Here is a 13,745-nt window from a genome sequence, read left to right on the forward strand (position 1 = left end):
TTAATTGCACCTCACTCTTGGGTCGATAATGCCGTAGAGGATATCGACCACTGTATTGATGATCATATAGTTTAATGCGATCAGCAGTGCCACGCCGATGATCGCCGGATAGTCAGCTGCCATGACGGATTCGTAGGCAAACTGGCCTACTCCCGGCCATTTGAAAATGGTTTCTACTAATACCATACCGCCAAGAAGGTTTCCAAGTCCCAGTCCAATAACGGTCATAACCGGGATCAGTGCATTTCCAAGTGCATGTTTTAAGATCAGGCAGAGACTGTTTAAGCCTTTTGCCTTTGCTGTGCGGACATAGTCAGTAGATAAGGCATCTAACAGGTTAGAACGGGTGGTTCTGGTGATCAGGCCCATGGTAAAGGCAGCCAGAACAATACTTGGAAGGATCAGGTGACGGATGGCATCCATGGCTTTTGCCGGATTTCCCTCGATCAGACTGTCGATCACATACATTCCCGTAACGGAGGCCGGGGCAGAGAAAGAATTGCTTAAACGGCCCGGTCCCGGGAATATTTTTAACTTATAGTAGAAGAAATACAGCATCAGCAGCGCAAACCAGAAAGCCGGAATGCTGACGCCGGTTACGGAAATGGCCCGGACGATCTGATCTAAGATACTGTTGCGGCGGATGGCGGAAATGATACCAAACAGGATGCCGAAAACAGAAGCAATCACGATGGAAAACAGGGCCAGTTCCAGAGTAGCGGGATAGCATCTTGCCAGATCGTCCAGTACCGGACGGCTGGTTCGGATAGAGGTTCCCAGGTCAAAGTGCAGAAGATCACGGATGTAATAGATATACTGCACAATGAGCGGACGGTCCAGACCGTGCTTTGCACGGTAGGCCGCTACGATCTCAGGATCATTTAAAGCTCTCTGGCTCAGGTTTGCAACTACCGGGTCGCCAGGTATCATCTTTGTAAGGATGAACACCAGGGTGGCAACGCCGAACAGCATAACTGCCAGATAAACCACACGTTTTCCAATAAATTTCAACTCTCCCATTTGGATCTGGTACCTTTCTCTGCGTTATTTTACTTTACGTTTATTGCAGTCAGATCAATGGTATAGGAATCAAAGATATCTACGCCATCTAATCTGGTGCTGTGGGCAATATGAGCAGGAGCCTGTGCGATCACGATGAACGGACCATCCTCATACATTGCATCCTGGATATTTTCCAGAACCTGGGTGCGGGCATCATTGTCAGTTGCTTCCATTGCTTCCTGGGACATTGCAGCCAGTTCCGGGTTCATTTCAGCAGTCCATCCGCCTCTTAGTCCTACAGTACCGCCTGGAAGGAATTCCAGCTGTACGTTAGGATCGCTGTAATCTACGCCCCAGTACATAACAGTAAAGCCAAGAGTTCCGTTTCTGTAAGCATCGCCGTAGCCTGCTGCCCATGCTTCTGTTGTGATATTTACATTAATGCCGATCTGGGATAAGTCATCTTTTACCTTCTGGGCCAGGTCAGTTAAAAGGATGCCTTCCATATCCAGGTCAGAAACAGTCATATCTACGTCAAAGCCGTCCGGATAACCGGCGTCAGCTAACAGCTGCTTTGCTTCTTCGATGTTAGTGTAGTCATCTGGGCGTGTTCCCTTGCTTCCCATAAATCCGTCCTGAATGATAGAATATGGAGTTAAGGTGCCGTCACCGCAGATCATGCGGATTCCGGAGTAATCTAAAGCCTTGCGGATGGCTTTCTGCACATCTGGATTGGAAACAGGTCCGCCGTATTCTTCATTCATGTTCATCATAACGAAACCGATCATCTTTGTGGTTCCGTTTACAATCTCAACATTTTCAGCAGATCCCAGTTCCTCTAAAGTATCGTCAGTCAGGTTTAATGCAACATCAATATCTCCGGCAGATAAAGTCATCATCTGGGTATTTGCATCTGGCTGGATCTTTAAAATGTACTTGTCTACATTAGTAGAAGTACCCCAGTAATTCGGGTTCTTTTCCAGAACAACTTCCTCATCGGGAGTGTAGCTGGTCAGGATGTACATGCCGCTTCCTGCACTTGCATTATCAAGGAAGCTCTGTGCAGTATCAGTGGAAGAAGCATCTTCTGCATCAGTACCGCCATTTTCCTTTACAACAGCGCTGTCAAGGATAGCCAGAGAACTGTAAGTCAGCTTGGAGAGAATGGCACTGTCAGGCTGGTTTAAGTGGAAGATCACAGTAGCATCATCTGGAGTTTCAATGCTTTCAATGGTATCGCAGATGAAAGAAGGATTTCCCTTTAAGTTCTTGGTACGGTTGATGCTGAATGCAACATCAGCAGATGTGATCTTATTGCCACTTGCAAAGGTCAGGCCGTCTTTTAACTTGACAGTCAATGTTAAGCCGTCTTCAGAAAACTCGTAAGTATCTGCCAGACAAGGCTGTGGTGTGCCATTGTTTTCGTAGAACTTAAACAGGTTTTCATAGCAGGCATTTACGATCAGCTGTGGGTACTTTTCGTAAACATAACCAGGATCCAGAGTGGAGAAGCCGGAACCCATGGCAACGATAACAGTGTTGTCGCCGGTGGAACTGCTTTCTGCCTGGGTGCTGCCAGATGAACCTGCTGCAGAAGTGTCTGTGGATGCCTGTCCGCCGCCACATGCCGTGCAGCCTGCTGCAACTGCCATGGAGAGGGCGAAGGCTAAGAGCTTTTTGTTTTTCATAATTAAATCCTCCTCTTGTTTAGATGTCCTCTCGGAGTCTTTCCTGCACTTGCTTTTGTGGCCGATTTTCCGCCAGTCGCACTCAAATTTCAGAGGCGGACGCAACGCCAACGCCTCAGAAATTTGGGCACAACTGACAAAAAATCTTCTCACAAAATCAAGCACAGAAAGATTCCGAGAGAACATTTAGTACTTATTGATACAGCTTTAAAAAGCTGTGATAAAGCAATATTTTATGTGCTGGTAAAATTCATTTACTGATATAAATGACATGCCACAAAATGACCTTTTTCAATCTCTTTTAACTGTGGGATCTCTTTGGAGCAGATATCACAGGCTTTCGGACAGCGGGTGTGGAACGGGCAGCCGGAAGGCGGGTTAGAAGGACTTGGAACTTCACCTGTTAAGTGGATGCGTTCTGTCCTGTCATCTGCATCAACCTGGGGAATAGCAGATAAAAGAGCCTCTGTATAAGGATGATAACGTTTCTCATATAGCTGGTCATAAGCGGCGATCTCCACCATTTTTCCCAGATACATAACACCTACACGGTCACTGACCTGGTAAACAACGTTTAAGTTGTGGGAGATGAAGAAATAGGTCAGTCCCAGACGTTCTTTTAATTCCTGGAGCAGGTTTAAGACCTGTGCCTGGACAGATACGTCAAGAGCAGAAACTGCTTCATCGCAGATAATAAGCTTTGGTTCTAAGGCCAGTGCTCTTGCAATACCGATACGCTGTTTCTGACCGCCGGAAAGCTCGTGTGGATAACGGCTTAAATGGTAGGTGTCAAGACCTACTAAGTGAAGCAGCTCCTCGATCCTTGCGTCTACGTCCATGGAACCTGTCATATGGTGGATCTGGAAAGGTTCCATAAGGATCTGGCGCACCGTACGTCTTGGATTTAAGCATGCGGAAGGATCCTGGAAAATGATCTGGGCTTTCTTACGCATCTGCTTTAAGGCTTTTCCCTTTAAACCGGAAATATCTTCCCCGTCCAGATAAACGTGGCCGTCAGTAGCGGGGATCAGGCGGATCAGGGTGCGTCCTAAGGTACTTTTTCCGCAGCCGGACTCACCAACTACGCCGAAGGTCTCCCCTGCGAAAATATCAAATGAAATATCGTCTACGGCACGTACTGTGCCGGATTTTTTGTCTTTTCCTTTAAAATATACTTTTACATGGTCTGCGTGGACCAGTACGTCTTTGTTCTTGCTTTCATCAGCCATTGGTCACTGCCTCCTGACTTCCATTATCTGCCTGTGCATAGAGCCAGCAGCGTACCTGGCGGTCTTCCCCAACAGAAAATACAGGTGGTTCTTCCTTACGGCAACGGTCACAGGCTTTTGGACATCTTGGCCAGAAACGGCAGCCTTTGATGCGTTCTACCGGGTTTGGAACCATGCCTTCAATGGTGGATAATGGTTTACGCTCTTTGGTGATCCTTGGGATAGCGCTTAAAAGTCCCTGTGTATAAGGATGAAGAGGTTCACGGAAAATGTCAGCTACAGGTGCTTTTTCTACGATGTGGCCGTTATACATAACGATAACGGTATCACAAAGTTCACTTACTACGCCCAGATCATGGGTGATAAATACAACGGAGGTATTCATTTTCTGGTTCAGATCACGGATCAGGTCTAAGATCTGTGCCTGGATAGTCACATCCAGAGCTGTTGTAGGCTCATCTGCGATCAGAATCTGCGGCTGACAGGCCAAAGCCATGGCGATCATCACACGCTGGCGCATACCGCCGGACATCTGGTGGGGATATTCATAAGCACGGGCCTGTGGATTGGCGATCCCAACAGCCTGCATCATTTTAATGGCCTCTTCCATGGCTTCTTTCTTTTTCATTCCTCTGTGAAGCTGTAAAGACTCTGCGATCTGCTTTCCACAGCGGATGATAGGGTTTAAAGAAGTCATAGGTTCCTGGAAGATCATGGAGATCTCATTTCCGCGGATCTTCTCCATTTCCCGTTCAGAAAGTTTTACAAGATCCTTTCCATTATATAAGATCTGTCCGCCTGTGACTTTGCCCGGAGGATTTGGGATCAGCTGCATCATGGCCAGGGAAGACACGCTTTTTCCACTTCCGCTTTCCCCAACGATGCCAAGCTTCTCACCACGGTGGAGCGTATAGCTTAAGTGGTCTACTGCGTGTACTGTTCCGGCCATGGTCTTGAATTCCACACACAAATCTTTTATTTCAAGTAATATTTCTGAATGGTTCATGTTTTTCTCTCATTTCTACAGGATTCTATAAGTAAACAAACATATTATCCGACGACAGCACCGGATGCCAGTAATACATTCGTCAGTTTAAAGCGACAAAGTATCAACGCAAAAAAAAATAGCTATAATAGTATAGATACAATTGTTAAAGCCTAGAATACCATATTTTTTAAGGAAATTCAACTGGGGGAAGCAAGGTTCTTTTGATAAATGTTGGGATTTAGTTCAATAGGGTCCGAAAGGGATCCTCCATGTATAAACGCATTCACGGCAATTTAGGATCTTTTGTTCCGCCGCCAGTTAGACAGGGCTCCGGCAAACTCACACGCTTCGCGTGTTCAAACAATGCCTCCACCCTGTCCGCTATGCTCACAAAAGGTCCCCAATTGCCTAACGAATGCTTATTATACATGGAGGAGCCCTTTCTACTGTATTGGATATGTCATATAAAAAATGCCGTACTTAAGTACGATCCCCCTCCTGCATGAAAACTGTTTATTGGTTTGCTCCTACATTTTTTATTGCCAATAACGTAGAAAGCCGCCGATACACATGACAGAATAAGCATTTGTTTGAAAATCCGTGAGTGGGCGTGCATAGTGTCAGAACGGAGAACCACTGTTTGAGCACGCAAAGCGTGCGAGTTTGGTTCGCAGTTCTGACAATAGGCGGCGCAAGCCCACGAACAAAGGATTTTCTCCCAAATGCGCATCTGTCATATGCACCGGTGGCTTTCGGACCGTAGTCAACAATATCCTTTTTTAAGTGGGTCTGCAGGTTACATAATAAGGCTTAATGCGGCTTCGTCTGCGATCACGGTCACATCATTATGCAGCTGTAAAATGGATGCGGGAACAGATGGTGTGATAGGGCCGTAAAGAGAATTCTTTAAGGCTTCTGCTTTTTCTTCACCCCCTGCAATAAGCAGGATCTTCTTTGCCTGCATGATGTTTTTGATGCCCATGGTATAGGCCTGTTTTGGAACATCATCTTCAGAGGCGAAGAAGCGCTTATTTGCTTCAATGGTGCTTTCTGTTAAATCTACGCAGTGTGTCTCTTTTTCAAAAGCTGCGCCGGGCTCGTTAAAACCAATATGTCCATTTCGTCCAAGGCCTAAAAGCTGCAGATCGATGCCGCCATGGGAGCGGATAATCTCATTATAGGCAGCGCAGGCTTTCTGCGGGTCTGGCTCTAAGCCGTCTGGAACGAAGGTGTGGGATTTGTCAATATCTACATGATCAAACAGGTTGGTGTTCATAAAATAGCGGTAACTCTGGTCATTATCCGGGCCAAGGCCCTTGTATTCGTCAAGGTTAATGGTGGTGACTTTGGAAAAGTCCAGATCCCCTTTGTTATACCATTCGATCAGCTGTTTGTAGGTGCCCACAGGTGAAGAACCGGTTGCTAACCCCAATACGCAGTCCGGCTTCATGATGATCTGGGCAGAAATGATGTTTGCAGCTTTGCGGCTTAAGTCCTGATAGTTTTTTGCTTTGTAGATAACCATAAATATATCCCCTTTCTAGTTTGATTTCTCCTACCTTATCAGTATAGCTGATTTGACAAAAAAGAGGAAGAGGGAAAGATGACAGAAAAGAGAAAGGAAAAAAGACTGACAGAGCTGTAGAAGTATGGTATGCTAAAATATAATGAGCGCAGAAAAAAATAAGCGCAACCCCAACGGAGGACAATATCATGGAAATCACAGGACGTAATGTAGGAAAGACATGCCGCACCCATTATAAGGGTACTTTTAATGATGGAACACAGTTTGACTCTTCTTATGACAGAGGTGAGCCATTAGAATTCGTATGCGGCGCAGGCCAGATGATCAAGGGCTTTGACGCGGCAGTGGCAGATATGGAACCAGGAGAGGTGAAGGATATCCACCTGATGCCGGAAGAAGCATACGGACAGCCAAACCCGGATGCTATCTTTGAATTGGAGATCGAGCAGCTTCCAGGCTCTGAGAATCTGACTGTAGGCCAGCAGGTATATCTGACCAACCAGATGGGCCAGCCATTCCCTGTAAAAGTCACTGACAAAACAGAAAAGACCATTACTTTTGATGCAAATCATGAAATGGCAGGAAAAGAGCTGAACTTTAAGATCGAACTGGTAGAAGTGAAGTAATAAAAAATAAAAATTTAATTTCTGGACGGAAGTAAATATAGAAAGCAGCAGTGTATATTTTACCCGCATTTCCACATACTACCCATAAGACACACAATATGGAAACAGAGATGTTTTGTGGTATGCAGGAGGAATAAACGTTATGAAAGCTACAGGAATCGTAAGAAGGATCGATGACCTTGGACGTGTGGTGATCCCAAAGGAGATACGAAGGACATTGCGTTTGCGGGAAGGAACACCTTTAGAGATATTTACAGACCGTGAGGGGGAGATCATTTTAAAGAAATATTCCCCTATGGTGGAGCTGGCTGCTTTTGCCGGGCAGTATGCAGAAGCCATGTCCCAGGCGACTGGGCTGATCGTGTGCATCACAGACCGGGACCAGGTGATCGCTGTTTCCGGGGGAGCCAGAAAAGAGCTGCTGCAAAAGGCTATCAGCCAGAGCCTGGAACGTGTTATTAATGAACGTCAGACTATTCAGGCAGGAAAAGACGATAAAAGCTTTGTCCGTTTGGTAGATGAAGAATTAGAGGGGATTACTGCCCAGGTGGTAGCTCCTATTATCTGTGAAGGTGATGCCATTGGCGCAGTAGCCATTATGAGCCGGGAGCCAAGAGCACGGTTTGGAGAAATGGAGCTGAAGCTGGCTGCCACTGCCTGCGGATTTTTAGGGCGGCAGATGGAAAGCTGAAACAAAGCGGCATGGATAAACAATATGAGCAGAAATGAATGACAATTAATAGCAATGTAAAATCCCCCAGGTAAAACCTGGGGGATTTTAGCAAGAGAAAAAAGTTAGGTATCTAATATGAGAAAGGGCAGTCAGTCCCTTTTCATCAGATTAAAAATGTACAGAAGGTTTCAGAGAATACGCAGCAGAAGAATACAGCCACATATCCAATGAGGAATGGGATCTCTGCTTTTGCAATATCGCCCATTTTCAGGCCGGATACGGTAGAAGCGGAGAAGATGTTTACTGCAACCGGAGGTGTCATGGTACCAACTACGTTGGAGATGCACACGATCATGCCGAAGTGGATCACGTCAATACCCATACTCTGGGCAATAGGCCAGAGGACCGGTACTAAAAGAACAGCGATAGCAGTTCCTTCCATGAATGTACCGAAGATCAGCAGGATAATGGCAACTACGAAGCAGAACAACGCGGAATTTAAATGCATGCTGATAACTGCGTTTACCAGTGCCTGGGAAGCGCCTGAGAAGGTAAATACCCAGGAAAAAGCGGTAGAAGCTGCGATGATGAATAAAATCATGGCAGAGCTTTTCGCGGAATCTTTTAAAATGGGGACCAGTTCTTTTACAGTCAGTTCTTTGTAGATGAACAGTCCGGCAATAGCAGCCCATACAACTGCGATGGCAGCACTTTCTGTTGCTGTCAGCATACCGGAGTAGATACCGCCAAGGATGATAGATGGGGGGATGATCGGTCCAAGACCACCGGATACAACTAACAGTCCGGCTGTACGGTCACCTGGGTAGCCAAGCTTTACCATATCGTTATAGAGCATGGTACCGATAGCAATAACAGTTGCAGGAGCGGAACCGGATAAGGCTGCGAAGAATGCGCAGGCTAAAACCAGTGCCAGGCTCATTCCGCCGCGCACATTGCCTACCAGGCAGTTGGCGAAATTTACGATACGGCGGGAGATACCACCTTTGGTCATCAGATTTCCGGCAAGCACGAAGAAAGCGATGGCCATAATGGAAGTGGACTGCAGTCCGCCGAAGATACGCTGTGCGATAACGGTGGAGGAAGCGGACAGACCACCGAATACTACGGAGCAAAGGGAAGCCACTCCAAGGGAGATGGAAACCGGAACTCCTACTATAAGACATACAGCAAACGCTGCGAAAAGGATGATACCTGCACTCATGCTTCTGCCTCCTTATTCTTTAAATCTATGATCTTTTCTATGAGGATCACAGTCTGGATCAGTAAGATCAGTCCAAAGGTAAGTACCAGTGAGAAATACATGGCAGACATAGGGATCTTTAATACTGGAGTTGTCTGACCAGTCTGGATCTGTTTTAAAAATAAGGCGGTGCCAGCCTTTAACATAACAGCGGTAAAGATCTCTAATACGATCTGTTCAACAATGGAGACCACTTTTTTTGTGGTTCCGTGAAGCTTTTCAATAATAGCGGTAACAGCAACCTGTGTGCCGTCACGAAGACCTACTTCTGTTCCTAACAGTGCCATATAGATCATGCTGTCCATGGCTACCTCTTCAGTCCATGGCATGGAAGCCTTGATAAAGTTGCGGTTGACGACTGCTACAAAGTAGGCAGCTACCATGGCGACAAACGCAACGATCATAATGGCATATTCTACTTTTGTGACATAGGACAGCAGCTTTTTAATATCTTTTATAGTTCCCTCTCCAATCTCAATTTCCGACCTCTTTCAGAGCATGTTTTCAGTTGTCTGCCAGCAGATGATTTCAATGCAACAAAATAATAAGATGTCTGATGTAATCAAAATACTACATCGGACATCTTATGTCAAAATATTATCAGAAAATTAACATGATTTTAATATTAAAAAGATGATATTAAATTTATTAACAACATTTTAACAATAATTAATATTATTATCTAATAAATCTAATTATTGTTGCTATTTTGTATCAGCCACTGTGTAAAATAATTTCGGATCACACTAAAAGGTGCTGGTCCTATATCCAGGATAAAGCGGTTAAATTCTAACAGGGAGAAGTTATTTCCAAGCTGCTGCTTTGCCTCTTCCTGCATGTTTAACAGTTCCAGATAGCCGGTATAGTAGGAGAGATAATTGGCCGGGTTTTCTACCACTTCATAGTAAATAGATGAGATCACAGATGGATCTTCCAGCTGGAAATACATGTTCAGATATTCACCCACCTGATCTATGTTCCAGCCTTCGTAGTGGATATTAATATCAAGGAGTGCATAAAGGGCAAGTGTAAAGGCGGAATTGTGCTGCAGAAGCTGTCCCATATTCTCTTCAAGGCCATTATTTAGATTAAAAGCATAATATTCCGCATAAGTTCCCCAACCTTCTGTGTAGCCCTGGAAATCAAGGACATTCCGCAGGTTACAGGTGTTTTTCTGGTTAAAATAAAGGGTCTGGTACATATGTCCCGGATAACCTTCGTGTGCCATAGTGGTGTAGAGTGAATCGGAATCTGTACTTTTGTTATTGATGTAAATGGAATTATCCTCCGGCCGGTCAATAGGCACTTTCAGGTAGAAGGCGGGACTTAAAAAGCCTTCCAATGTTTTAGGTACAGTTTTGATAATATAGTTACAGTCATTTACAGGGGGGAAATCTGTCTGGCACTGGGCTTTCAGATCTTCTAAAATGTCCTGGGGTTTTGTAAGGGTAAAAGTGGAAGTATCCAGTTTATCGCCTAAAGACGGATCATCATTTAACAGCTGGTTTACAGCGGTCAGTTCCTTTGCCATCTGCTTGTTAATGGCCTGTTTTAATGCAGGAACATCACTGTAAGAAGTTCCGGTACTGGCATTTACCAGATATTCATAATATTTCCGGCCTTCCGGGTAGTAGTAAAGCCCCTTGTCATTGGTCCCTTTTCCTTTTAAGCCTTCCAGACCGGTTATCAGCCTTTCATAGGCAGGAACGAAATGTTCGTCAATGGCTTTTTTGTTTTTTGCTTTATAATCAGCTTTTTCCTGGTCAGAAAGACCATCTATTGTATTTAAGCGGGAAGCAAAGGTTTCTGCCAAAAAGCTGTGGTCTGCGTCAATGAGATAGGCATTGCAGGAACGGATGATATTGTCAATGACTGTATCACACAGGCCAAGACCAGCCTGGGCCCGCTGTGTTTCAAAGGCAATGAGTGAGTCATAATAGGTATCAATGGATGATAAAAGAGACAGGTAATCGTCAATATCCTGTTTTTTGTAAAAGGTATATTCAGATAAAAGAATGGGAAGCTGGGACTGGATGCCAAGGGTGGTGGATAAAGGCTGGTCATACAGCTCTAATCCATCAGAGGACAGAAGGGTATTAATGTAGGAAGAAAGAATGGTATAGGTAAGCAGCTGGTCTTTGGATAAAAGGCGGGTATCCATGGCATCAAGGTCTGCTTTGACCTGTTTTGCATCTTCCATGTCCCTTTGTGTGTCTTCAGCCAGGGCAGTTCCAAGTGTCCGGTCATAATCTGTGATGCCGTAGCTTTCAGGGTCTGCCAGTGTATAGTGAAGAGTGAGAAGGGACTGGGCTGCTTCCTGCTTAAATAGGTTTTCCGTAAACTGGTCAAAGGCTTTTTGGGCCGCCAAAAGAGCTGTTTTGTCTGGCTGGTCGGTAGGATCTTCCAAAGAGCCGTTGCCTGCGGCTTTTGCAGTGGTCTCCAAAACCGTATTTTTTTCTGCTTCCGGTGTGGAGTTTGGAAAAAGTGAGCAGCCGGTAATAAGGCACAGGGATAATACCAGTGCAAGGATGGCATGCAGATATTTTTGTGTTCGCTGTTTCATAGAAATCTCCTTTTTGGGATACAATGACCATCCTGATGCCAGAGTGCAGTGGACGGTGTTCTTTGAGATGATTATATATTATATGTAGGAAAATTACAACGTATGTGGCATAGGGCGTCTTGACGAAAGCCGCCTAAACGCTTATACTTACATCATTAGAATGCCCCAAAAGGGGGATGGAAAGAGGGATTTAAATATGTGTCAGGATTGTAAGAAAAAGCCGTATTATATTACAACTGCCATCGCATATGCTTCCGGTAAGCCGCATATCGGCAACACCTATGAGATCGTGCTGGCAGATAGTATTGCAAGATATAAGAGAGCCCAGGGCTATGATGTGTTCTTCCAGACAGGTACTGATGAACACGGACAGAAGATCGAGGAGAAGGCAGAGGCTGCAGGCATTACTCCAAAGGAGTTTGTGGACAAGGCTGCAGGGGAGATCAGACGTATCTGGGATCTGATGAACACTTCCTATGATAAGTTTATCCGCACCACAGATGCTGACCATGAAGCACAGGTACAGAAGATTTTTAAGAAGCTCTATGACCAGGGCGATATTTACAAAGGCGCTTATGAGGGACTTTACTGTACTCCATGTGAGTCTTTCTGGACTCCATCTCAGTTAGTAGATGGAAAGTGCCCTGACTGTGGCAGAGAGGTTAAGCCGGCAAAGGAAGAGGCATATTTCTTCCGTATGAGTAAATATGCTCCTCAGCTGATCGAGTACATTAACGCTCATCCTGAGTTTATCCAGCCTGTTTCCAGAAAGAATGAGATGATGAACAACTTCCTTCTTCCGGGACTTCAGGATCTGTGTGTATCTAGAACTACCTTTGACTGGGGTATTCCGGTATCTTTCGATCCAAAGCATGTTACCTATGTATGGCTGGATGCGCTGACCAACTATATTACCGGTATCGGCTATGACTGCGATGGAAACAGCACTGACCAGTTTAAGAAATACTGGCCTGCAGACCTGCATCTGATCGGTAAGGATATTATCCGTTTCCATACTATTTACTGGCCGATCTTCCTGATGGCTTTAGGCGTACCCCTTCCAAAACAGGTATTTGGTCATCCGTGGCTGCTTCAGGGTGATGGCAAGATGAGCAAATCCAAGGGAAATGTTCTTTATGCAGATACTCTGGTAGATTTCTTCGGCGTAGATGCAGTGCGTTACTTTGTGCTCCATGAAATGCCATTTGAAAATGACGGCGTTATCTCCTGGGAGCTGATGGTAGAGCGTATGAACTCTGACCTGGCAAATATCCTTGGAAACCTTGTAAACCGTACTATTTCCATGAGCAACAAGTACTTTGGCGGTGTTGTAGAGAACAAAGGCGCTGCAGAAGCTGTTGATGAAGATTTAAAGGCTGTTGTATTAGATGAAGTTAAGAAGGTTGACGCAAAAATGGCCCAGCTGCGTGTGGCAGATGCCATGACAGAGATCTTCGGCATTTTCAGAAGATGCAACAAGTACATTGACGAGACAACTCCATGGACTCTTGCAAAGGATGAGGCTAAGAAAGACCGTCTTGCAACTGTTCTTTACAACCTGACAGAGGCTATTACTATCGGTGCTTCCCTGTTAGAGGCATTTATGCCTGAGACTTCTGAAAAGATCTTAGCCCAGTTAAATACAAAGAAGAGAGAGCTGGATGAAATGGATACTTTTGGTCTGTATCCTTCAGGAAATAAGGTAACAGACAAGCCTGAGATCCTTTTTGCCCGTATGGATATTAAGGAAGTTATGGCAAAAGTAGAGGAAATGCATGCAGCTGCAGCAGCAGAAACTGCAAAACCGGCAGAAGAGGCAGCTGAGGATGACGGCATCGACTTAGAGCCAAAGGCTGAGATCACCTACGATGATTTTGCAAAACTGCAGTTCCAGATCGGTGAGATCGTTAAGTGCGAAGCAGTGTCGAAGTCCAAAAAACTTCTCTGCTCCCAGGTAAAGATCGGAACTAAGACCCGCCAGATCGTAAGCGGCATCAAGGCTCATTATTCACCAGAGGAAATGGTAGGAAAGAAGGTTATGGTAGTAACCAACTTAAAGCCTGCTAAATTAGCCGGAGTCGTATCCGAAGGCATGATCCTGTGTGCAGAAGATGCAGAGGGAAATCTGTCCTTAATGGTACCGGAGAAGAAGATGCCAGCCGGAGCTGAGATCTGTTAATTGATCAGCAG

Annotated in this window: 11 protein-coding genes; 3 read left to right on the top strand and 8 right to left on the bottom strand. The window is 45.3% G+C overall.

From position 1 onward, the window contains the following. The 5 genes from OGM16_06505 to nagB form a co-directional block, all read right to left on the bottom strand. Complete coding sequence (locus tag OGM16_06505) at nucleotides 1-1,020, bottom strand: ABC transporter permease (protein ID UYJ47891.1); 1,020 nt, start codon at nucleotides 1,018-1,020, stop codon at nucleotides 1-3. Between the two features lie 29 nt (nucleotides 1,021-1,049). After that, nucleotides 1,050-2,690, bottom strand: a complete 1,641-nt coding sequence (locus OGM16_06510) for an ABC transporter substrate-binding protein (GenBank protein ID UYJ47892.1) — start codon at nucleotides 2,688-2,690, stop codon at nucleotides 1,050-1,052. A gap of 254 nt (nucleotides 2,691-2,944) precedes the next feature. Continuing rightward, nucleotides 2,945-3,919 (bottom strand): ATP-binding cassette domain-containing protein, encoded by a 975-nt coding sequence (locus OGM16_06515; protein UYJ47893.1) that lies wholly within the window; start codon nucleotides 3,917-3,919, stop codon nucleotides 2,945-2,947. After that, nucleotides 3,912-4,925 carry an ABC transporter ATP-binding protein gene (locus OGM16_06520; protein UYJ47894.1) on the bottom strand — a complete coding sequence of 338 codons (1,014 nt, stop codon included), beginning with the start codon at nucleotides 4,923-4,925 and terminating at the stop codon, nucleotides 3,912-3,914. Before OGM16_06520 ends, OGM16_06515 begins: the two co-directional genes overlap by 8 nt. 778 nt (nucleotides 4,926-5,703) lie before the next feature. Next, nucleotides 5,704-6,432, bottom strand: a complete 729-nt coding sequence (gene nagB, locus OGM16_06525; GenBank protein UYJ47895.1) for a glucosamine-6-phosphate deaminase — start codon at nucleotides 6,430-6,432, stop codon at nucleotides 5,704-5,706. Nucleotides 6,433-6,620: 188 nt separating this feature from the next. Between nagB and OGM16_06530 the strand changes: the two genes are divergently transcribed. Continuing rightward, entirely contained in the window at nucleotides 6,621-7,058 is a 438-nt protein-coding gene (locus OGM16_06530) for an FKBP-type peptidyl-prolyl cis-trans isomerase (GenBank protein UYJ47896.1), read from the top strand. Nucleotides 7,059-7,200: 142 nt separating this feature from the next. Beyond that, nucleotides 7,201-7,749, top strand: coding sequence for a stage V sporulation protein T (gene spoVT, locus OGM16_06535; protein ID UYJ47897.1), 549 nt, complete (start codon nucleotides 7,201-7,203; stop codon nucleotides 7,747-7,749). Between the two features lie 145 nt (nucleotides 7,750-7,894). Here the strand turns inward: spoVT and OGM16_06540 are convergent, their stop codons facing one another. The 3 genes from OGM16_06540 to OGM16_06550 all read right to left on the bottom strand — a co-directional run bounded on the left by OGM16_06540 (nucleotide 7,895) and on the right by OGM16_06550 (nucleotide 11,555). Then, the gene (locus OGM16_06540) at nucleotides 7,895-8,953 is read right to left on the bottom strand and encodes a TRAP transporter large permease (protein UYJ47898.1); all 1,059 of its coding nucleotides are present in this window, start codon (nucleotides 8,951-8,953) and stop codon (nucleotides 7,895-7,897) included. Further along, entirely contained in the window at nucleotides 8,950-9,396 is a 447-nt protein-coding gene (locus OGM16_06545; GenBank protein UYJ47899.1) for a TRAP transporter small permease subunit, read from the bottom strand. The genes OGM16_06540 and OGM16_06545 overlap by 4 nt, the downstream gene beginning before the upstream one ends. 287 nt (nucleotides 9,397-9,683) lie before the next feature. Further along, nucleotides 9,684-11,555, bottom strand: coding sequence for a DUF885 domain-containing protein (locus OGM16_06550; GenBank protein ID UYJ47900.1), 1,872 nt, complete (start codon nucleotides 11,553-11,555; stop codon nucleotides 9,684-9,686). Between the two features lie 196 nt (nucleotides 11,556-11,751). On the opposite strand from OGM16_06550, the gene metG reads away from it, so the two are divergent. Continuing rightward, nucleotides 11,752-13,734 carry a methionine--tRNA ligase gene (metG, locus tag OGM16_06555; GenBank protein ID UYJ47901.1) on the top strand — a complete coding sequence of 661 codons (1,983 nt, stop codon included), beginning with the start codon at nucleotides 11,752-11,754 and terminating at the stop codon, nucleotides 13,732-13,734. The last annotated feature ends 11 nt before the right edge of the window (nucleotides 13,735-13,745 follow it).

The organism is Lachnospiraceae bacterium (assembly GCA_025758065.1).
Taxonomy (GTDB): Bacteria; Bacillota; Clostridia; order Lachnospirales; family Lachnospiraceae; genus Enterocloster.